Consider the following 24,816-nt stretch of genomic DNA (forward strand, 5'->3'; position numbering starts at 1 on the left):
TTTATTTATTTTGAGGAATTACTCCTTGAAATTCAACAGGATCACTTGCCGTAAATACTTTGGAATTATCAACACTTGTAATTGCAGTGAAGATTATATCACCTTCTTTGAGATCAGCACTATTTTGTATTGTTGCAGGGCATGGACAAACAGTACATGCGGGTACTACTATATGAGGCCCAGGTTCTTCTGAGTTCGCAGTTTCGTCTGCATCTGTAAATCCGTCTTCGAGTGAGCCTGTTAAATCAGGTAGGTCATCAGCGCTCGCAGGGAAGTCATCTCTTGGGTTGAGTGGGTCGCTGCCACGATTTATTTCATCTCCGTCATACACTCCTCCGAAGTCAGTATCCGGATTAAATGGATCTGTACCATATTTATCTTCATCCTCATTTGATAATCCGTCTTTGTCGATATCATCATCAGGAGTGAGGGGATCCATTCCATTTAGTACTTCATCTAAATCATTGATGCCATCATTGTCAGAGTCCGCATTGTTTGCATCTGTACCAAATTTAACTTCGAGATAGTTGTAAAGACCATCTCCGTCCGTATCGATTTCGTAACAACTGTAAATATTTAAAACTCGCTCTGAAATTTCGACAAATTTTTCACGTGTAAGATCTTGTCCTGGATTTAGAGCCTCAAGATCGTTAAGTATAAACGCACTATTAACTTTTTCTTTCAAATTTATATAAGGAACTATGTCTTTTGCGATTTCAAGATATGGTGTGTACCAAGGCGTACCAGGAGTTACGTCATCAAGGCTTTTTAGAACAGTAGATCCTTCTTCGGTTATAAATCTTGAAAGTACTTCTTCTATAATTTTTGCAGTTTCTGCAAAATTAATTGTTTGATTAGGTTTGAAGGGAGCTTTGCTATGCTCATCGGTTTCAGCTAGATATCCGGTAATAAAGTTTCGAATAAATGACTCTTTTGTAATAGGGTAGTACCAAGGTATTTCTTCTGTGAATGCTATATCACTGAAGACTGATGGGGATTCGTATGCTTCCGGACGTGGCACTATACATAATATCTCAAGCATAATTTTTGTAAATTCTGCACGTGTGATTTTTGCATCAGGTCGGAATAATTGTCTGTCATTCACGGTATAACCTTGAATGATTCCCTTTGAATAGAAATCATAAATACTATCATAAAGTGGATGATCGGTTGCAATATCTGTAAATGGAGAATTAGTCATCCTCACCGGGCTCGTCCCTTGTAATACTTCTTGCATATCAGGGAGCCCGTCATTGTCCGTGTCTGCATTGTTTGGATTTGTACCTAAATTTACTTCCTGCGAATTTGTAAGACCATCATTATCAAGGTCAGAATCTCTGTCGGGAGTTAGCGGATCCATCTTATGTTGAAGTTCAAATTCATCGGTGTATCCGTCGTTATCATGGTCATTGCTAACTACTGGGCTAGCCCCTGTCTCGATGCTACGAGCGAGAGTAGGGTCCCCAATCCTATAATCCAGAGCCAGTCCATTGCCATCAAATATTGAAATATAAATATCAGCTAAAACCTCAGTTCCTCTATGCAGTTCGAGTACATAAGGGTCCGTACTTTCCACGGTTTCTTTTACCCGAAGGTCAAGACCTGAATCAAATAAATATATGTTACCATTTGTAGCGACGAGCCCGAGTCGATTATCATTTGATAAAATATCAACCCCTCCGGGATATAGCACGTCAGATGAAGATATACGTTTGAATTCTATATCGTTCGCAGCTTCTTTTGGTTGTATGTGAACTCCGACGAGTTGTTTTAAGGTTTCATAGTTGTAGTGAACTGAACCACTATCTATAACAACATCTGTGTTTACTTCAGGAATCAAGAATGTAGTGAGAATCACTTCACCATCTAGAGTTTCCAAATTGATGCGTGTAGGTAAAACTTCGCTCGCGCTGAGAGCTCTCAGTCTGTAGTTCTCATCTGTTACGAGCATTCGGCCGGAATCTTCGTCAACTGTGGCGATAGTCATTTTTAAAGCATTTATAACTTCAATCTCTTCATTGAGTTTGAAATCATCTATATAATATTCTCCATTTTCATCAGTGTAGAAAATATCTGTGCCGTCTGCAGTTTTAAGAGTATCAAATAGGCCATCACGCTCTCTAACTATACGAAGTGGCATAAATGATTCGCGAGGCTCCGTATATCCTTGTACGACTCCTTGCTTTGCCGAAACGGGGCTCAGTATTATGTCCGGAACGTAAACTTCCACTTCAACTTGTTGTGAAGCCAGGTTGCCACCGGTATCTTTTACCCATAGTTTGAGATATCGAGTTTCCAAATCTTGGAAAGGTCCAATTTGTATTACAGGGCTTGTTTTGTCATTTGCCGTGTTTCCATCAAGATTAGAATCAACAGTTTTATCGAGATCATTGTATCTATCAATATCATTGGTAGGGTCTCCATCACGATCATTATCTCTTTCCAGATCCAGGTCATAATAATATTCAGATATTCCGCCGCCTACGTCTCTTGACTGGCTACCATCTATATCTATAGTTTTGAATATTGCGACTCGTTTTTTTGCAGGGCCCACTGAGGCGGCGGGAGCAGCGCTATCGCCACATTCCTGAGGGGCAAGCAATACACCATTTGAAGCTGTACCTTTCTTTCCTTCTGCATTTATCGCACGGATCTTTGTATAGTAATTTCCATTCGGAAGGCTTATTTCAAGTCTTGGTTTATTTGGATTATCGAGCTTTTTAATTCGAAGTGATTCATTTTCATCAAGTGCAATCTTGAGATTATCTTTGTATCCAATTTCCGCACTGCCACCTTTTTTCGTGTAAACTATTGATTCCTCAGTTAGAAGCATATTTGACCTGGGCTCTTGTATAACAAGCTCAGAATCAAAATCTATCATCTCTATTCCTCCGCTGAGCAATTCTATAAAAGTATCATCACCCAGTGAGTCATCAAGTTCAAACTTAGTATTTTTGTCGAGAGTAAGTACGACCGTACCTTTGAGTTCGCTATTTAATTTTATTTTGGAATTACTTAGAGCATGTATTATTTGTCCTTTTTCTATAGGATTTTTATCTCCTCTTAAAATTGTTTTCCTGGGATATGTATATATTTCAGAACTACTTGATGCGTTGAGCAGTACGATATCCGCCTTACTTACATCAGGCATATCAAACGTAGTGTCACCTTCAAGGACGATTCGTTCACGGGTATCTAGATTGATAGTGAGTTTGGAATCCTTCTCAGTTGAAAGTTTAGTACCGGGTCTTGCAAAAATATTTTCTCCACTGAGTATGAGAGCTTCCCCGGTTATATTTAATTTGACAGTGCTATCGTCAGAATTTGGGACTTCAAATAAAGTGTTCTTCTCAAGTTTGATTTGACTCTCATGGTTGTTTTCATCTCTGAAAGTTAGAAGGGCCTTACCTCCATCAGTTGAAATTTTATCACCGCCTATTATTTTGTTCGGATCTTCAATACTACTTGTTACATCAACGTCACCACTTAAGATTTCTATATCAGCTTCCGGATTTAACTTTGGTCTATTTTCTTTTGGCGCTGTTACCTCCGCCGTTACAAGGACTCGTTCAGTCGTAGAGTCATCACGTTTAAAGAAATCATTTAATGAATGTTTCATTTCAAGCTCATAAGCTTGATCCCCATAATGTTTCAGCCACGTCGCAGTGACCCTATTGTTTGCTGTGTCCAGTAATTTAAACATATCAACGGCACTTTCTTCCGGCATAAGTTCATTGAGTTCGTATTTCTTTGGAGGTCTTATGTAGTGTTGATCGGATCTTGATTGTTTATAGTTTTCTTTGAAATATATTTCGGATCCGAGTGTGTAGATTATGTCTTCATCTCCATCTTTGTCGAAATCAGTCATTGCAATTTCGCTACCTTGCCCGCTTTCTTTTGTATAATTTGTAAGTCTATCAGCTGTACCTTTTTCTTTGTTATATATAAATATTCCTTTGTGAAGAATTTCCGCTCCACCGTTTTCACTTCCGGCATTTAGCGCCGCATTTGATGCGAGCGGCCGGTTGTATATCCAGTTATCTTTTATTGCACGAGTATCTTCAAATGTTTCTTTTAGAGTCTCTGCGGCGCTTACCATTGGATCATTTTGATCAGAGTTTGTGTCTCTTCCAAGAGATACAAACGAATCAAATCCATCAAGATTCATTGCACTTCCTTCGGCTGCGAACATATAACTTATGTTTTCTATTTTAACATCATCGCTAAATCTGGAATTGTTTTCTTTCATAGTGTCTACGTATGTAATCATTCCATGCTTCAAATTATCAAGGTCAGCGATATATTGATTATCAAGATTTTTGACATCAACCTTTGTGATGCGTAATTCGTCGAGGCTGCGATTTAACAATGGGTGTGTGCTATCGATCATTTCAGTCTGTGCTACTAGCCGAATATCATCTCCGAAGTGAGCTGTTGCGTTATTGAAATCATTCGCTTCTTTGTTCAAAGTTGAGATAGTATTTGTGAGCTCAGCTATGTATTTGCTAGCATTTGGTCCAAGATATGAAGTTGCATCAAGTGGTGGCAGAGTTGGTTCAGGGCTGCCGCTATCAATAGCGTCGCTCGCTGTATCATCCAGTACGTCAACGGCATCAACAGCATCCTCTACAGTGTCTGAAAGATCTGCAGTAGTCTCGCTTACAGTTTCGGTGAGTGAATTTACTGCATCAGTTCCAGAATCGATTAGTCCTGTGAGTTGATCAGTCAGTTCATTCGCTTTGTCAGCAACTGCTTCTATAGCATCTTTGATTGGAGTTACGTCTACGTTGAGATTTATTTTTGTAATAATTTCTATTTTATCAACGAAATCTATTTTTATATCCGGAGTCTGAATAGTGATTCCTTTGTCTATAGGTAGGAGTAGGTCAGACCCTCTGGCAGTTAATTCTTCAACTTTTGTTTTGAGGCTACTTTCGTTAGAAGGAATAAATCCATTTTTAACAAGACATACAATCTTTATGATTTTTTCGAGCCCTTTGACCGTTACCGATAGAGCCTCCGGTAACGCCGGGAAATCAGGTGGTGGTGGGATATCCGGAAGTTTAGGTAGTGGAAGCCCGGGAAGTCTTGGTAGGTCAGGGAGATTTGGTGGCGAAGGTAATACGGGAATAGTAGGGAAACCAGTCGCGTTGAAGTCCCTTAGGAAGTCTCTTAATTGATCTCCGGGAATATTTTGCGGGATATAAATTTTTGGAATATCCGGAAGTGTTATTGGTTCAGGTACAACTTTGAGTTCAGGGAAATATAAAGTTACACCGGCTTGTATCTGTGAAATATCTAAAATTATATTTGGCCATTTAGGGATATCTATGATTGGTGGAGATGGGACGAATATAAATACTTTCATCATTAGCTCCATCAAACTAAGTCTGGAAGTCGTACATTTATCACATGAATCTTGATAAGAAATTGAAAGGTTCAAGAGTCCTTGCCATGTTTTAACGGCATCTATGACATCCAAAATTGCTTTGGTCCAAGCCTTGATACGATTCTTATTTTTTATTACATATCCTCCACTAAAATTAATTATTGCATCTACATAACAGATTATTTGCGTTACATAATCTACTGCTGCAAATCGGTAATCCATTATTTTGTCCGGTAGTTTTGCATATTCCTGCATGACGAGAGTATTTTCTTCAACTGATTTTATGAGGTTCTCTAGTTTGCTGAGGAATTCTTGCCCTTCTGCAGAGGCCCAAGCTTGTATAACTTCTGGGGGCATGCCGCTCGCACCCGTAGAGGCGTAGCTGTCGCCTATGTTTTTGTAATACTCAAGTTGCGATTTCATATTTTCGGCAAAGCTTTCTGCTTCTTGCTGCATTTTTTCTATTTCTGCTTGGGTTACCGCAGGTATACGTAAAATCACTTCTTCAGTTTCTATTTTAAATAGTGGAAGGCTGTTTAAGAAATTAAGTGCATCATACAAACTCTTTATTTCAAGTTTAGTATCTTTTGGAGGTAAGAAAGTTCCGAGCATACTCTGTGGATCCGGATATATAAAATAAATATCAGGAAGATCGAGTAGGTCGGCAAGTTCTTCAGTTTGTCTGTCTATCCAGTTTGTAAAGACAGAAGGGAATCCCGGGATACGTATATTGGTATTCTGCGTCGAGGGCACGCTATAATTGCCCAGATTGTAAGAGACAACACCTCCGGAGCCACCACCGGAAGCGCCTGAGCTCTGTCCGGTAGTAGAGATCGCGAGTGTATCACTTAGGCTTTTTACAGCATTACTTGCGCCGGCCATTACAGAGTCAACTGCTCCATTGATTGCATCGCAAACTCCAAGTGCTTGTAACAGCGGTATATTAAACGCCCAGCATTGGCCGGCTGATTTTGGTCCAAGGCACAGTGCCAATACGAGCCCTCCATTTAGAGTAGGGGATAGATAAATTCTTCCAGCTTGAGAGGTCTCACAAATACTTGCTGCACAGACTGTAGATGGATTTGTAGCGCCCCATCCAAATACCGGAAGACCATTGTCAAATCCGATGGGGATTCCAAATAGATTAAAATTTCCCGGAGTTAAAAATGATATATTTACAGGTGTTGCGAGACACCCACCGCCACATTGTAGTTTCGAGATTGCATCTTCAACTACCGCGGCAGCACCATCTAAGACTTCTCCAATTATAGTATCGCTCAAATCCACACTAAAGCTGAGTATGCTGATATCGCCGGATACGGTATCCCAACTATTAGGTAGTCCATCACCATCTAAGTCCTCCGTGGTATATGTATCATATGCCGCAGCGACGTCCTCCCGTGTCTTTTCCGCATCATCATCAAATGGTTCACTGACATCAATCCCACTTTCAGGCTCCGGTTGCAAAGCTGCTCGATCGATCTCTGTTGGTATGTATGTATGTTTTGCATATTGTATGCCTTCAACAGTCCGTAGATTTGAATAGAAATATGTCATTCTGCCGGATGAGTTTCCTTCCGGAGTAGCTGCTATATCAAGGTATTGATCTTCTTTGTACCCATCAGTGAAATTATTGCCAAGAGTTATATTTACTTTCGGAGTAAAATCCAAAGTCGCTTCATATGAAATAGTGATCTCTCCATTCGCAGGGACTTCAAAATTTCTAACAATAAACGGACGAGTTAAATCATTTGTAAATTCCGTATCAAATCCGGCGCAACTTTCACAGCTTATACTCTCTTTATCAAGAGTCATTGAATCAGGTAATTCATCACTTAGTATGACTTTAGAAATGATCATCCCGCTTGCATTTTTAATTGTTAACTCATATTTGATTTTGTCACCGGGTGTTAAAATATCTCCATTCATGTCGATGGCTTTTTTTGTACTGGTGAAGAAATCATCATCGTATGCGATATTTATAAATTCTTGTTCAGTCTTTACACGAGGAGTTGCTGTCTGCACATCTTTACCGGAGTTTTGTATGCTATTTAATTTATTGAAGTATGTAGTGTCCGCCCCTGCAGCAAAGCCTCTATCGTCAATTACAGAGAGAGTTCTGAACTTATTATCATCTGAACTGATATTTGGATTGTTTGTTATCATCGAAGGATAGCTTATGAGAAGCTCATTCTTTAAATTCATCTCAGGGTCGATTTTCACACCGAGATTACCTACGAATTCACCGTCCTTATCAATCTTTCCTTCACGATTATAGAAGGTATATATGCTGCCACTTGCATCACTTACGACTATGTCAGGGTCTCCATCGGACTCCATATCACCAACTTTTAACATGTTAACTTTGTAGTCTAAATTCAATCCTAGATTTTCACGTCTGAAAGTACCTTCATCATTCCAGTAAATATCGACACAAGTTTTCTCATCGGCTTTACATGATTCTTTGGCGGCTATAACTATGTCATCATATCCATTGCCATCGAAATCGCCGATATCTTGACTCAAGATCCCATTTTGAATATCGAGTAGAGTACCTTTGTCTTCAAATCTATTTAGAGAATGTTTGTTTTGTATTAGATCAATCTTCCCATCTTCGTATGAAACAAGTAGGTCATCGAGACCATCGTTGTTGTAATCATATGGCGTTAAGTCTTTGATAAGCTTGTCACCATTTAGAATTTTCTTACCGATAGTTCTATCAAATCCGGAGTCAGCAACATTATTCGGTTTCAATGAGATAGTAGGGTCACCAAGTAGGATTCCGATTTCTGAAGTTTTATCCATCATGGCTTCTCCCGCCATTTCACCTGCGGCAAAGAGTAGAATATGTTTATTGTCATTTTCAAACCCAACTCCTTCTTTTTCTTTTGCATTATCAAGAGTTAAGTATGTGCTACCCGGACTTTGGTCTGAAGGTAATTCTTCTGACGTATCAGCAAGCGCATAACTTATATGGTTTTTACTTGAGTTACCGTTGAAGATTTTTTCAAGTTCATAGTCGGTAGTTCCAAGATGCGGGACTATGTAGATTCCATTTGAAAGTGTATTTGCCGTGATGAAATCAAAATCCTCATCAAGCACTTGTATGTCACGATTGAAGTTAAAATTAAGAATTATTTCTGCAATCACATTTCCGGCTTTCCATATTTCTACTCTTATATACTCTGCTCGTTGATCGAGTTTTAGGTCAAAACTTTGGTCTATTACATTTATGTTTCCGGTAGGTGTAATAGAAACAACTTCAGCACCTTTTTCAGTTAGGCTTAGATTTCCTTTAAATCTTTGAACTTCAAATTTAGGATCAACTGTAAGCTTATTCAAAAATAATCCTTCTTGAGATTTAGTTGGTTTTTGAATATTGAGGTACATTTTTCTCGTCGCCGAATTGTTTGCAAAAACCTCTATTAGTGAACGATCTGTAACAATATCTTTAACGGTAAATCGAGTAGGGTAGTTTTTGTCATTCGCAGGTATCACCTCTGTGTATAGATATGTGCTGTTCACATTGCTGATTAGTCCATTGCCTTGTATTTGCACACGCTTAACAAAGCTTTCAGGTTTTTCAAGTAAGCTCACGACTGACTGGGTCTTACCACTCACAGCCATCCATGAGGCAAAATTATTTGGTTCCGTTAAGTCTCCTGCATTTGTACCGAGGAGTGATGCAAATAGTACATTTGGATTTGAATCTCTTATGTCTTCAAAATCCACACGCTTTTTTGCATAGAGCGTAATAGTTGTTGGAGTCAAATTACCGGTTAAATCTTTTACAAGAATGTTTATAGGTCCACTGAGAGTTTTTGGAAATACTTTCATAGTTCTTTGGCCATGCTGAGTTGCAACAGGGTTTGTGTTTTCAAGTTCAGCGAACTCATCGGTTGCATCTGTAATTCTAAATACTAGTAATTCCCCGGCATTGTCGGAAACGAAATTACCATACCTATCATATACTTTTGCCGTTAACGTGATGTATTCGCCCTCTTTGGTATATACGGTGTCATTGTCCGCTTCTACTTGTATGAAGGCGGGGCTGAGAGGCTCTATATTCATCCTGAGAACTCCCGGGTTAGTCCCGGGCGACTGTGCGTTTACAAATTCAGTTCCGGAGAGCACATTGGTTCTAAATACTGCTGTGCCTGAACCTTCAACCATTTCAACTTCAGAAGAGCTACGAATAACTCCGAGGCTCTCATCACTCAAACTTATATTTACGATTTCATTAAATCCGGTGAGTTTTAATCCATCTTGGTTGACTGCAGTTATTCGAATCTCAGTATCGCTCACTCCATCAGCGCGAAGATTTTGGTTTGTATGAGTAAGTATGAGATTAATTTCTTTTTCTGATTTGAGAGATATTTCTCCACTCGCCACTGACGCGGTAGCGTCACTGCTATCTAAAACATTGGCTCGAACAATTACATCGCCCGGATCTTCCATTGAGAATATCGGGAGTATTCGAGTGCCTTCTGCAAAGTAAAGTTGTAAGCCATCCCTCTTATCATCTTCATCCGGTATATCAAGAGTAGCCGGCCCTTCTACTTCTATTTGGACTTCATAAAGATCATAGTTGGCAATGTTATCGTATTTATCTTTTAGATCAATTTTTACATCGACTTTTGAACGTACTCCGGCTTGCAAGACTTGTGAGCGCGCGGACATATTTATAGTGAGTGGATCGAGTGGATGTATGAGCACTGATTTTTTATCGGAAGCTATATTGCCGCTTACAGTCCGTGCGGTTACATTGTAATTTCCGGAAGTTATCTTCGATCGCAAGGTCGTCTTTGCGACTCCCTTGCTCACTCTTATGATTTGTTTTTCTATTTCTGCAAAAGCCCCGTCCTCAACTATAAATTCAATTATACTTGTATTATCATCAAAATTAATTCGCCCATCAGAATCCAAGACTTGAGCTTCCATTATTAAATTTTCGATGTCTTCACTCACAGGTAGTTTATCGACCGGACGTATAACATCCGATTCAAATATTTCATTCGCCTTTTTTTCTATGAAGACAACTTCTTTTTCAATATACAAGCCTTGAACCTCAACATCAGACTTGCGACCGTCTCCACCTAAATCACCCGCATCAGGGACAATTGGGTCAGTACCAAGCAAAACCTCTTCGCCATCGTCAACGCCATCCCCATCCGAATCAGCGTTTTCAGGATCTGTACCGGCGACCAATTCATCTTCATTTGTTAATCCATCCCCATCGTTGTCGTTTGCAAAATCATATTTTTTAACCTCATCAGAAGTTTCAAATTCTTTGAATTCACCTTCGTCACTTCTATCAAGTGGATCCATGTTTCGGACAACCTCATTACCGTCAGTGACACCACCTAGATCGGTGTCAGGGTCATTTGGATCAGTACCATATTGATAGAGCTCAGTGTTGTCAGGTAGCCCGTCAAAATCAGCATCAGAGTCTCGGCAATCACGAACTTGGAATAGATTTTGTACCATCATGGCAAATTCAGCGCGCGTTATAGGTGCGCTCAGCCACTGCATAAATGTTCCATTTTCAGTAACTTCCGAATCAAACCAATCTCTAAATTTATTTTCACTAAAATGATCTACTTCAGTAAACCGACCTTTCGGATATAGTTTGTGCTTTTGAGCTTCACGTACATAATCATAAAACCATGGTCTGTCATTTGCTGTATAAGTGCTAGCTTTGAAGACAGAAGAATCTACGAGTGAGCTTGCTGTCTCGATAAGTACTTTTGTCGCTTCACTGCGACTTATATTATTTTGCGGAATAAAAAATCCTTTGTATGGATTTCCCATGTATCCAGATACGATTCCATCGACTTTACCTTTAGCGACACAGTAAGCGAGCTCAGGGGATATATTTGTATCAGGGAATGGGTCAGTATTGTACGCGCCATCAATCTCCTTCTGAATGCTTTCTGAGAAAGCAGTACAGTCTATACATGCGGCACCGAGATTTATTTTTACAAATTGTTCACGCGTCAGTCTGTTGTCAGGCTTAAAAGTGCCGTCAGGAAATCCACGTAAAATCCCACGAAGATAAAGATTGATTATGGCAGAAAAAGCTTCGTTATCATTTGAAACATCTGAGAATAATCTTGTCGCAATTTTGAGAGGATCAAATCCGGAAGAAACTTCTTGGTAATCTGAGAACTTATCTCCATCAGAATCAGCGACCTCTATATTTGTGCCGATGGTGAATTCTTCCATGTTTGTGAGCCCATCCATATCAGCATCAATAGCTACACTAGTCGGAGCCTGTCCGTATACAGTTGGGACAAGATATTCAAATACTTTTCCTAGCATTTGTGTGAATAAAACATTGCCATCGTTTTTAAGTGCAGTCGTACTATCTTCCAATATGATATCTATGCTCTTCAAATCAATATCCATTTCCAATTCAAAAATCGTATCAATATTTTTAATTATAAGATTATTTATAAGATCATTTTTGAGGCTTACTTCATATCCGCCATTTAAATATAGATTTCCATTATTTTTTACGAGTGCGATTTTTTTATGTTCATTATCAAAAACCTCATAATCTCCATCTTTTTCTTCAACCGAAAATCCTTCAGCAATATTTTTGAATTTCACACTTCTCGCATTTATTGCAACTTTACCTATAGTTTCATTTTCACCTTTGCGCGCAATCGCTATGTATGAAGAGTCGGTTCCTCCGGCTGGAATATATTTTATTTCATAAGCCGGATCTGCAATTTTCAATTCTCCGGTATCCGCATGTAGTCTCGCAACGATATTGTTATCATCTTTCTTTATTAAAATATTTTTCAAATTCTCTTCGTCATAAGTAATCTTGCGGGATGCTTTTTCTTTTATATATGTTACGACCTTCAGCCTATCTGCAGTGCTCTCTGCCCTTACAGATGAAGTGTCCCTCAAGTCCTCACGATTCACGGTAGTTGCATTCGCACTAAAAGACCCGGGCTCTGTCGAAGTTAAGATTTCAAATTCAGCTTCACCATTTATCAGTGGAGCCGGGTTTTGCGACAAAAGAGTAAATATAGATTCCGAATCATTTAAGTTTAATTCGACCTCCGTGAAGTTGTCAAAAGTATTCGTTATGTATCCAACCGAAGTTAATTTCTCTCCATTTACAGTGATTAAAAATTTTTCTTTTCCATCAGCACGCGCAAGAGTTTTATCTATTTCAATAACGACGCGATCGGTCTGTTCAGAGCCATCCGGAATTCCATCAGAGTTGTTGTCCGGTAAAAATGGCGATACATCCTCATTGTCAGGGATCCCATCGAAATCATAATCCGGGCGGCTTGGTGGTGTTCGGTCTTCCTCTTCAGGGTCTATCACATTTCCACAGACTGACCCTGACTCACCAAAACTTACTTCTTCAGAAAGTCCATCTATCCATTCAACCATAGCTTCAAGCCATTCAAATAATGGCAAAGCATCAACACTCATATTTATAGCATTTTCACTATCATAACTTTCATTTGCCATGGACATCGCACTGTCTTGTGAGCTTTGCATTGCAAGTGCCGAGACATGACTTGCTTCGTTAAATTCCGTATCCTCTTCGATATCAGGTACGTCTCCATTGAAAGCAAAGTTATAACCATGAGCATCGCCATCTCCTATGAAGTACATAATTTCATATCCATTTTCCGGCCTATCAATAAATGGATCATCATCAGGATTCATAAAAGTAGTCATCATGTATTTATGCTTCTCATCTATATTCAAGTTATTCCACTCAATTGCGTCCTCCATCATTTCACGATTAAGTCTTGTATCTATAGTGTTTGTCAAAACGTCATTGTATGAAGCGGCCCCGGGAAGAGCTGCGATCTCGGCATCCTTTGCAACCAGTCCTTCTCTGAAATCATCAACAGATGCAAATCTAAATAAATTAGGGTAGTTAACTTTATGATAAGCAAGATCTTGCCCTCTAAATGTAGTATAACGTGGAGAATCTATAGGTAAGTCGAGAGTAAACTGGGCCTCAACTTGTTGCATGATTGTATCGTTTGTAGGTTCTTTGTGCATTACAACACTCGGAATCGTATGAGCTAGATTTATATTTGGAGTAAGTACAGGATCCCCTCCGGGGCCATCAGAATCAGCTACGTATTGACGAGTCATATTGAATATCGCTTCTTCAACTCTAGGTAATGGATTCTGTAAAGTTACATGAGCATCTCCATTTGCAAATAAATCTTCAGAAAGGATTTGATTTACTGAGGTGTCATATCCCATAGCCTCAAGTAGATCACCAAGTGAGTATTCAATGTTATTTGAAGGGTCGATTAGGAGTGGTAATTCTTCATATGGAGTGTAAGGACTAGGGCGTGAACCGAGGGAAAGTAACCAGTCTTTGTAGTAATTTAGAGCTCTGTCAAATTCCTCTTCATTATCAACCATGTCCCCAACTCCACTAAAGCTTAGTGGTGGATGTGCGGGGGTTGTTGTATTATAAACCCCATCTTGTTGAAGCTTCCATGTAACGTCGGCAATATTTTCCGCCCAATATAAATAAGAATTCGGTTGATTTGAAGGTGGGATTGGAGCGAGTGGATTGCCATGGAAACCAAATGATTCTTTGAAATCATAACAAGCTCTGTAATCAACAGGCACATCTTGATAAATTTGCTTTGTCCCTTTTTTGCTTCGTATTGGCCCCTGCGAATTATCAGGAAAACACCAATCCGGATGTTCTATATTATTTCCAAAACATCCTCCGTAATCATCACCATCCTTTAAATCATCAGGGTACATTTCTTCATCATCATCCGTGTCACGATTGTAGCTACCTCCGGTCAAAGGATCGTATAGGCGATTTGTTTCAACTATTTTGCTACCTTCACATTGGCCGTCCCCGGTTACGTCACAATCTGCCGCCGTCCCAAGGTTAAGTGAACATTCAACCGCATCTTCAATTCTTTGTGCCGGCTTTCCCCATATATACGGAGTCAGCGTCATATTCTGTTTTTTAATCCCATGATTTGTAAAACCATACAGTACAGGATTTGGTATAGGGTGGATTGGCACGGTAGCCGAGTCGTGATCCTCGTCATATAATAAATTTATGGATACATCAACTCTACCAATTAGCGGTACGTCTTCTTGGATGTTATTTACGATTGTATCGATCTTGCCCTCAAGATATTCATTTTGAGCTCTGAGATAATTTTTCACAAACTCATCTTTTTTTGATACGAGCGTGATCAAAGTATCTGTATCATTTCGGGCAAGCCCATCGTCTTCGACTCTTCGGCTATCATAACGCCCGGTATTTTCAGTCCAGTTGTTTACGTTACCAAGATGCTTATCAAATCCTTCATAATATTTTTGTAGATATCTATCTATAAGAAGTTTGGATTGAACATCAGGTAGTAAAGCAAAATAACTCATGTCCTCTGCCGGAGCTTCCGCATCCCCAGAATCTTCATCGAACAGGCCGTCACCATCATTATCATTGTCGGCTGTACCATCTTCATCACAGAAGCCGTCCTCATCATCATCCCATTCAGGATGGAAATAATCAGGGTCACCGCTATGCCCGGGGTCATAACAATCCGACTCACTTGTGTATGGCGGCTCATCCACGCAAAAATCCCGCGAATACGGAGGTATTATTCCAGCTAAGAACATAGCAGCGGTAAGAGGTGGGAATGGAACATATGCTTTTTTGTATGCTTCCGTGAAATTTGAAACCATATCAGGGTGATCATCGATAAAATCTTGCCCAATAGTCCCAACGAGGTCATGCTCCATCTGATTTTCTATATAATTACGGAGCCCATCTTTGTCAGAATCTTTACAATCCCTATCGTCATCTTTACCACATTCACCGGGACAACCATCGCCATCCATATCACCAGGGCCATCTTCATCGGTCTTTCTATCACCCCGTGCATAATCTGCATTATTGTCATACCTTGTATCTTCATTGAGTTGCCCATCAAGATCATTGTCGATTAAATTTTCAGGATCACCATCATCCTCATCGATCAATCCATCTCCATCATCATCGAGCCCATTGATAGGGTCTTCATCAATCAGCCCATCACCGTCATCGTCTTCCGCATTACCTCCACTTAGCTCTCCATTGATTTCAACAAAAAGTTCTTCAGCGAGTTCTTTGGTATATCTGTGGTACGCAGTATCCTCCAAATGCTCTATATATCTTTGATAGTTTCCAAACCCTAGTCGGTTGATAACTTTTTCTTGAGTAGGGGTCGCTTCAAACAACATATTTTGATCGAATTCATCAAACCCGGAAATCCCCTTATTGAATAAATGATTCTTATCCAAGAATGAAGCGACCAATTCATACGCTTCATTGTTAGAGCAGATAGCGGATGAGTCCGACCCATCTCCACAGTCCGCTCCTTCCAAATTATATGGCACTGGCGAAGTTATCACTCCATGCCAAATCTCAGGTGCTGTATTGCGAGCCAGCTGATTCGCCTCAAAATCTTCACTCTCCGGATTATAGATATACGCCTTCTCTTCAAAATCCGTATAAGGATACATAGACAAGAATCTATTCCCATTTTTATTTACAACAGGGATAGGTAAATCCCCAATCAAAACAACTCCAACCAGTTTCGCAGTCTCTTTTCCGGAAACTTCGCCTTCAAAATACAGCCTCTCAAGGACTTTTGAGATATTAGATGGGTCTTCGTTCATTTCAACTTCAATAATCGCTGTTTTTGTATATGGCAATTTCGCCTGAACATCTTCAGCATATCTTTCAATCCTTTTGCCTATCATTCCATCGCTAAGCACAGGGTACTCATCGCGAAGACCTTGTCTTTGCCTGAGATCTTCATTCATACCCTTTTCAACCAAAATCGCAACTAGAGAATACTCTTCCTGCGATTCAGCTCCATAGGCAGGATTGACCCGCACCATCTGAGTGAATACAAGTACAGTTATAAGTGACAATGAAACCCACTTATCGAAAAGCTTTTTTAATGGATGAGAACTCCACATATTTTTCTTTATTTTTGTTTTATTGAGGCAGTTTATTTGAGTTTTCCACCTAGCGAAAATTATACCTTAAACACCCCATAATCCTCAATCATAAACCCTCGCATATAAGCCAATATTCATATTTTTACTTGACTCTACGTGCGAGTATCGCTTAATAACACAAATCGTATCATCTAAACCTTATGATTAGCCTCAATCTTTACGAAATTTCGTATACAAAAACTCGTTTTCACCTTCAAAATTCAACCACCATTCTTCAGGCTTGATCAATTCATCCGCAATCAAACCATTATGCGCATATTCATGATGTATTTTGCAAACTGGAATTATCGAATCATGCGTGCCGCCATTTTTAAATCGTACACGATGATGGAAATTTTCATAGGGCCTATTACAGCCGGGGTACTCACATTTCCCATTGCTTTTAGCCAAAATCTCTTTTTGAGTGCTTACTGGAACATAGCGATCAAAAAAACTTTTATCAATAATTTTGATTCTTGATCTTATGAAATTAATAATATGGTTACTACGCGACACTCCGCCCATCTCGTCTATTTTTTCTGCGCAGAAATTTTTGACAACACTAGTCTTTTGTCGTATTTCACCCTTCTCACCACTTTTCTTAACAACTCGAACCCCATCTTTATCCAACCTAACACTATCATCAACTCCATTACCATCTATCTTACGCCCCCTGGCGCCAACTCCCAGACTATTCAACTCTGCAAGCATTAGCCTCAAAGCTTGTTTCCCACTCAAATTAACGCCACTTTCTTTCTCATATTTTTTCTTCAATTGTAAAAACAAAAACTGCATCTCAGGATCTAGTGAAATAGTCATGGCTTCTTGCGTAGCCCTGCATTTTCCGAAATAAGACGTTCCAGACCAATTAGTCTCAACTTCATCCACAGTATCATTATTTACCCTCGCTTCAGCGAATAGATCGTCTTCTACCAAAACCAAGGTCGATTGATCCATTTTAACTTTAGTTCGTAATTCTTTAGATAGTTCTTGCAAAGCAGGCATACTCATCTCCTTAACTCTTTTTGCAAACATTTCATCCGTTTCCGCAGTTGCAATCTTCGCAACCAGAGCCACTTTGTGCACACCCGCTGTGCGAATCGCTTCATACAAGAATGGTTTCCCATTGAGATTTTGATGCAATTTCAAAGTTTTTTCGACAACGCTGTGCGACAAGCCAGCATACCTCCCGGCGTATTCATATATGGTTCCACATTTATGTTCCTTATATATAGATTCATTGTAAATTTGCGGTAATATAGCCAAAAGCTCATAAGTTAGGCGATTCCTCTCACGCCCCAAAGCTGCAAATTTCATATGCAAACTTTTATGACTCTGTTTAGCATCAACTTCATTGCTTACATTTGTACAAGTATGCTCAACTTTACTTCTTACTGATTTTTCAATTTCAAATTTGCTCATATCAGGTAATCATTAAGTTAATTCTATGAATAAGATGTAATCAATAAATCTTATCAATTTCAAAAATATCATAGCATACACTCACCATTTTGAATCAAGTAAAAACACTTAAAAACCCTCTCCAAAACGCCAAAATCTCAAATTCCCAGATGACAATTTTAAAAAATGTTTTACAGTGAGTACTGACTCACTTGCCGTTGGGTTGTACGGCTCAGATCTCACAAGAAACATTCAAGGCTTTGCGCCGTACCAACTAAGAAATTAATACCAAAAACTCTCCATGGCGAAGAAAGGAACTCTATATAATCACGCAACTCAGCTTTCTCGAGCTTCTTAGCCCTCCAGTCCACTAAACTGTAATCACGCAACATTTCATAATGGCTGTCCAATTTTTCTGCGCCGAAATTTTTGACACTATATCTTTTATATTGCACAACGAACAAGCTAGACGAATGAGTAGATAAGATGAATAAATCTACCGTTAAACAACGGCGATAAAGTTATATAAAAAGCGCTCGACGTCCATGGTACAAAGACCACTGACATGTCGAGCACTTTTAAATTTTTGCTATGTTACATTTTTGTCATCACGACATATGAGTCGACGTGAACTAAATGGCTATTTCCAATAACCGTACACGTTGTCTTCACCGGTTTCAGTAGTTGCACCAACAAAAGATGGTGTAGCTATGAATACGCCGTCAGTCATGTATCCATCAGTGAATTTATCAGTTTCTGTATCAGCGACTACTATAAATCCATCAGAATATTTACGGTAAGCGTATGAACCTGTTATTGGACCTGGAGTCCCACTGACAACATTGCCAGTTTGTGGATCTTGAGGGATAGTCCCTTTATCAAAATATGTATCAATTCCAAGTGCATTAGGAGCGAGCGCTTGCCATGACCCATCTCCAGGATAAGTTTCATTATCCTGATTGTACATTTCTATAGCATTAGCTATATCTGCAACGTCAGAAACACGTTGCGCATCACGAGCTCTAGCCGGTCCGGACGTGATCTTAGGCAAGAACACAACCGCCAAAATCCCAATAATAGTAATGACGATCAGAAGCTCGATAAGCGAGAATCCCTTCAAGATTTTTTTCATTTTATTTTAATTAAGAGTAAAAATTAGTTTCTATTTTTGTATAGTATGTAAAAATTAGTATCCGCACTAGTAGTTGTTGGACCTGTCAACGAATTAGCTGAACATAAAGTACTTTCAGTGCTATGGTCGAAGTAATTTGTAGTTGTTTTTGCATTCTCAGGGTTTGCAACTATTACGTAACCTTGATTAGACTGGCATGACTTGTAGTAATATCTGCCAAGAGTTGTGGTTGTGCCATAGGTACGGCCACTTGGGTCTAAAGGAATTGTATTATTATCAAAATATGTTTTGAGGGAAAGTCCTGGCTCAGAGGCGTCATGTATAGCACCAGTTACTAGAGGGAAACTCCCAGTATCCTGGTAGTAAAGCTCAAGTGCTAGTGCTATGTCAGACATATCTGCGATTCTCTGTGTATCTCTAGCCCGAGAAGGGCCAGAAGTTATAGAAGGTAAGAATGCTACGGCCAAAATGCCGATGATCGTTATTACGATTAGGAGTTCGATAAGCGAGAATGCCCTGCGACGCGTGAACGAAGTGAACTTGCGTTGCAAAATAGGGTGCGAAGCATCTTTGTTAGTGATTTTCATGGTCCAGATTGTTAAATTTTATTTTTATTTTTGAAATCAAAGGGCAGTATAGCTCATTTGCTTTATATACGTCAAATAAATCAGTCTTCGTAGATCGCATGCGTCCCGACGCTGGCGAAAAGTATATCACCATTGTCGCACGGTTTGAAAATTATTCTATATTGCATATCGACGGAAATACTCCAAGCGCCAAAAAGTTTACCTTTTAATTTATGTACTCTAAGCGACGGGTGGAACGAATTATTTTTAAAAAGCGTTTCCGCTTTAACAGCCTTTTTTTGGATATGTACAGGTAAATTTAAAAATTCTTTTTCGAATCCTTCATCGTAATAAATATTTCTTACCTTCATCATTTTCCAGTCACATTAAATCCGCGAGACTTTTTAGAATTTTAGTCTTTCCTTCTTTATAATTTTTTTCAGCCTCCTTTATTCTTTCAAGCAGCTCATCCTCTGAAATCATCTTTTGTTCCAGGTCAATGGTATAGAGTACGTATGAACTTATGGAAAGCCCCATTTTCTTGGCGCGTCTTTCTATCTCTTTTTTCTTATCGGGAGGTAGGGATACATTTAATATTGCTCGCATAAGTGTATAATTAAAAACTGTATTACAATTGTATTACAATCCTACTAATTTAGTCAATATTTACTTTACAGTGTGTCAGCCAAATCTGTAAGTGACATGATAGGCTGCATGATAGCCATGACGAGAAGTCCGACAGAAACACCGAGGATGATCAAGATAAGTGGCTCCATTAACTTAGAAATCCCTTGAGTCATTATTTCGATTTCATTGTCATAGTAGTCGGCGATTTTATCCATTACATTTGAGAGCTCGGCGTTTTGTTCACCGATTGCGACCATACTTACGATGAGAGATGGGAAAAGTTTTTCGTTCCCACTCAAGTTCTCGCCGAGCGGTATACCTTTTGCAACATCGTCTGCAGCGATCAATATACGTTTTCTGTAAACTTCATTACCAACCGCCTCCGCATCGATTTGCAAAGCTTTTACTATCGAGACTCCACTTGAAATAAGTGCACTGAGAGTACGTGCGAATTTGGCTATAGCCATCATTCGAAATAACTTTCCGAAAATAGGTAAATTTATTAAGAAAATATCAAAGTACCATTGGCCTAGAGGCGTTTTTTTGAGTACTTTTAGGCCGAATATGGCAGCGGCCAGTCCAATAAGTAAAAACATCCAATAGCTTTGCATAAACCCGGAAAACGCAATAAGTCCTCTAGTTATAGGTGGGAGCGTTAGTCCCGCATCCGTAAATACAGTTCCAATACGTGGGATTACCAAAATCATCATAAGACTCATAACTATTCCAAGAATACTCATAACTACTATAGGGTAGATCATCGCACCTTTCATTCTTGAGTTTAATTTTGTATTTTTTTCTGTCTCGTGATTTATCTTTTCAAAAATTTCATTCAATTTACCGGAAGCTTCTCCAGCATGAACCATACCTGTCTGAGAGGCATTGAAAACATTTGGAAAATCCTCCATAGCAGCTGAGAGCTTTTTACCTTTCTCTATACGTTTTGCGAGCCCGAGCGTGATTTTGCGTAGTCTTACATTTTTTATTTCATTTGCAATTGTGCGTAATGCTTTGGTTATAGGTACTCCGGCATTTAACGTCACAGAAAGAAGTTGGAAGAAAGTCATCTTCTCCTTCATCTTTATAGTGGTCATTGATTTCATCCAATCATCGAGTCGTCGATATGAATCTATAAAAAAATTACCGGTAAGTTCTATATAAAGGTCTTCATCAAATTTTTGAGTAGAGTTTTTGTCACCGGACCCTCCGATTTCAAATAAAATCTCTTCTCCTACCGGATTGTTTAGTACTTCTTGTGACATTGTTTGGATTAGTTATTATCCGGACGTATCTGGAGTGGTATTGTTGGTTGGTTCTATGTCTACCTGCACATGTCGCGCTACTCGGTACACTTCTTCGAGTGAAGTAAGTCCTTGTAGAGCTTTGATAACCCCACTTTGTTCTAGGGTAAGCATACCTTCTTTCATTGCGGTTTTTTGCATGTCGAGTGTATTTGCTCCTGCGATAACCATTCGCTTAAGATCATTTGTCATAGTCATCAATTCATATATTCCGGCTCGTCCTTTGTAACCTATATTTCCACATTGTTCACATCCGCGAGGCCCATAAAAAACTCTTTCCGGTGGTACGTCTCCTACTGAATGAACATTTATAGTTTGGAGCGCTTCATTTACCATCGAGAGTGTAGTTGGATCGATTTCGATTTGTTGCTTACAATTCTGACAAAGTTTACGTACAAGTCTTTGAGAGATAATTGTGTTAATAGTTGCTGTAAGTAAGAACGGTGGAACACCCATATTTAATATACGAGTTAAAGTTTCAACCGCACTATTTGTATGGATAGTAGATAATACAAGATGTCCTGTAAGTGAGGCCTCAATCGCAATATTTACAGTTTCTTTATCACGGATTTCCCCAACCATTATGATGTCAGGATCCTGACGTAAAGCGGTACGAAGTCCACTTGCAAACGTATAATCAATCTCAGAATGAGTTTGACTTTGGTTTAGTCCATCCATTTGGATTTCCACCGGATCTTCGATTGTTAGGATATTTACTTCCGGTTTATTTAATATGTTTAAACAAGAATAAAGTGTAGTTGTTTTACCGGAACCGGTAGGCCCTGTTGTTAGTATGATTCCATTTGGTAGTTCTAGTGCTTTGCGGAGCAAAGCAAAGCTCGAGCCTTCGAGTCCTAGTTCTTCAAGACTTGGAATATTTCTAGATTCAGATTGAATACGCATTACGATCTTTTCACCGTTTATAGTAGGTAAAGTTGAAATACGTAGATCCATTTCTTGATTATCTTCCGTAGTGACGTGAGCTCGCCCATCTTGTGGAATACGTTGCTCATCAATTTTTAAATTCGACATAATTTTGATACGTGAAACGACAGCCGGATGAATATTATGTGGATATTCAACAACTCTACGTAGAACTCCGTCCACACGATATCTCATACGAATTGTATTTTTTGAAGGTTCTATATGTATATCTGAAGATCTCATCTCGATTGCATACGCAATAGCACTCATCACTAGTTGCGGAATATTACCCGCAATAATCGAATTCTGCAGTTGCTGTATTCTGGATGTTGTATCTACTTGAACTGTATCCATATATTTATTTGGTTGCGCTTCGCGCGCTTTATTTGGCAAAGCAAGTTTCACGCTTTGCCATGTATGTTAATTTCCTTCTTCCGGTGCGTTTTGATTTTGATAGTAGATGTTTAACGAAACTCTATAATCATATAGTCGATTGTTTCGATCATCTTCACGGAACGTTACATCTATAGATTTAATATCCATTACTCGGATGTTACTTTGAATCGCTCCGGAGTTTTCAACGTAGCGTAAGAAATTCATAAAATTCGTTTTCGAACTTGTAATACTCATGCTAACCGGGATTACGTAGTAACCATCATTTGGAGATGGGTTTCCATAAACCATACTTTTTAAAAATATTTCATTTGAAAGGAAATTATTTCTGAAGAAGTAGTCGTCAACAAATCTTGTGAAATTTGTTTTTTCAGCATCAAGTGGAAATACTTTTTGTAATTCAAATAAATGCTCATTACGTCTATCGGTAAATAATTCTGTTTTGCTTGCGAAGTCTACGCTCGCATCACTTAATTTTTTTGTAAGAGTTTCTTCAACTTGTTCAAAACCCAGTACGCTTGCTTTTACATCAGAAAGCTCCGAATAATATCCGAATGAAAAGTACCCGGTAACAATAAGTAAAATAATACTTAAAATTAGAAAGAATTTATCATTCTTTTCATAAAGTTGTTTGAGTTTTGGATTTATTTGACTTGTCATTATTGCTCTAGGGTTAAATCGATACTTAGTATTCCTTTATATGAAGTTTCTTGTTCTTTTGATTTCGTAAAGCTATCCATCTTTATATCTTGGAACATTGAAGATTTCTCAAATGCATCAAGTAAATCAGCACTAAGTGAGAAATTCTTACCATCATCAGAAACAGTTTCACCTATAACTGTAATTGAATTTTTCGCCTGATCGAGTGTGAATGATGAATAGAATATTTCTCCGACTCCATCTTGCATCAATCTACTTCCGAATAATGGGTCTATTGATTGTGTGATTTTTTCTATCTCTTCGATAATATTTGACCACTTCAAACGTTTCTGCCGAAGAGCACTAAGGGTACCAAAGTTACTGGTATTACTTTCACTTAATAAGGATAACATTTCTGCAAATTCTATATCGGTCATCGTTGGTATTTTATATTTACCAAACGCTGAATTAATAGTTTCATTATCAGCAAGTTTTGATACTGTTCTTAAAAAATCCGTTTCTTCAGGGTTTTTGCTATCTGTTATGCTCAAACGAATTTCATCTTTCAAAGCTTTTTTGAATGCTTGTTCAAGACCCCCACCTTCAGTTGGGTTAGCAGGGAGTTTATCCGGAACTATCTTGTATGAAAGAAGATCGTTTGCGAGGATAAGATCCTCTCTCATCTTTGCACGTAACGTCGGGAACTCTTTTTCCAGTTGAACTTTATCTTTTTGAGATACCAAAGAAGATGAATATAAAGAAGTCTTGTACAAATAAGAATCTGTAGTATAGACAAAGTCATCAAGTGCGTACTTCGCAAGTATATAGTTTTGTTTATTGATTTTTGATTGAAGCGTGAGCACTCTTTCATATGCATAAACATTCTTTTGTACCGGATTTTCTCCCAGTAGATTGAAAGTTGGATGTAGCTGAGTGTAGAAATATGAAAAAGTCAGTAGTATGATTAGAACTGTGAGTTTGAGTAGGTTCGCTCCAAGTACCGGTTTTTTATAAATCAAAAGTTCAGCATCATTATTTTTTGGTTTCAGAATTGAGTTAGTCTTTGTAGATGCATTTAAACTATTCATAAGTTGATCATCTGTTTTTTTCTTTGTAGGAAAAAGATCCGTAAAAACATTTGATGCGGGTTTTACCGGTTCAATTTTTTTGTTTTCTGCAGGTTTTGCGGCGATCTCAGTTGTTGATGCCGGCGCGCTATCAACCGGCTTGATAGTCAAACCGGCTCCCGTAGAAGCAAGTGGTTGACCAGGAGCAGTTCCATTAGATTTATTTTCAATGTTTTTTGCCCCGGTATTTTCCGGAGAGGCTTGTTTTTTTCCTTTGTGCGAATCTGTATATTTCTTGAGAAATTCAAACATATGGTAGCTTTTTAATTCTAAATCTATTTATTCTACCAAAAAACCACATTTT

General features: G+C 38.8%; 10 protein-coding genes. All 10 read right to left on the minus strand.

Annotated features, from left to right (window positions below):
* Position 1 precedes the first annotated feature (1 nt).
* The 10 genes from Q8P68_01470 to Q8P68_01515 all read right to left on the minus strand — a co-directional run bounded on the left by Q8P68_01470 (position 2) and on the right by Q8P68_01515 (position 24,764).
* Complete coding sequence (locus tag Q8P68_01470; protein MDP4007838.1) at positions 2-16,381, minus strand: S-layer homology domain-containing protein; 16,380 nt, start codon at positions 16,379-16,381, stop codon at positions 2-4.
* Positions 16,382-16,573: 192 nt separating this feature from the next.
* Positions 16,574-17,824 (minus strand): HNH endonuclease signature motif containing protein, encoded by a 1,251-nt coding sequence (locus Q8P68_01475; protein ID MDP4007839.1) that lies wholly within the window; start codon positions 17,822-17,824, stop codon positions 16,574-16,576.
* Between the two features lie 619 nt (positions 17,825-18,443).
* Positions 18,444-18,935 carry a prepilin-type N-terminal cleavage/methylation domain-containing protein gene (locus Q8P68_01480; protein ID MDP4007840.1) on the minus strand — a complete coding sequence of 164 codons (492 nt, stop codon included), beginning with the start codon at positions 18,933-18,935 and terminating at the stop codon, positions 18,444-18,446.
* Between the two features lie 23 nt (positions 18,936-18,958).
* Complete coding sequence (locus tag Q8P68_01485; GenBank protein MDP4007841.1) at positions 18,959-19,522, minus strand: prepilin-type N-terminal cleavage/methylation domain-containing protein; 564 nt, start codon at positions 19,520-19,522, stop codon at positions 18,959-18,961.
* Positions 19,523-19,602: 80 nt separating this feature from the next.
* Entirely contained in the window at positions 19,603-19,875 is a 273-nt protein-coding gene (locus Q8P68_01490; GenBank protein ID MDP4007842.1) for a type II toxin-antitoxin system RelE/ParE family toxin, read from the minus strand.
* A gap of 7 nt (positions 19,876-19,882) precedes the next feature.
* Positions 19,883-20,107 (minus strand): hypothetical protein, encoded by a 225-nt coding sequence (locus tag Q8P68_01495; protein MDP4007843.1) that lies wholly within the window; start codon positions 20,105-20,107, stop codon positions 19,883-19,885.
* Between the two features lie 65 nt (positions 20,108-20,172).
* Positions 20,173-21,390 (minus strand): type II secretion system F family protein, encoded by a 1,218-nt coding sequence (locus tag Q8P68_01500; GenBank protein ID MDP4007844.1) that lies wholly within the window; start codon positions 21,388-21,390, stop codon positions 20,173-20,175.
* A 15-nt stretch (positions 21,391-21,405) separates the two neighbouring features.
* Complete coding sequence (locus Q8P68_01505) at positions 21,406-22,707, minus strand: GspE/PulE family protein (protein MDP4007845.1); 1,302 nt, start codon at positions 22,705-22,707, stop codon at positions 21,406-21,408.
* A 66-nt stretch (positions 22,708-22,773) separates the two neighbouring features.
* Positions 22,774-23,406, minus strand: coding sequence for a hypothetical protein (locus tag Q8P68_01510; protein MDP4007846.1), 633 nt, complete (start codon positions 23,404-23,406; stop codon positions 22,774-22,776).
* The gene (locus Q8P68_01515; GenBank protein MDP4007847.1) at positions 23,406-24,764 is read right to left on the minus strand and encodes a hypothetical protein; all 1,359 of its coding nucleotides are present in this window, start codon (positions 24,762-24,764) and stop codon (positions 23,406-23,408) included. Before Q8P68_01515 ends, Q8P68_01510 begins: the two co-directional genes overlap by 1 nt.
* Positions 24,765-24,816: the final 52 nt, after the last annotated feature.

The organism is Candidatus Peregrinibacteria bacterium (assembly GCA_030700255.1).
GTDB lineage: Bacteria > Patescibacteriota > Gracilibacteria > UBA1369 > JABINC01 > JABINC01.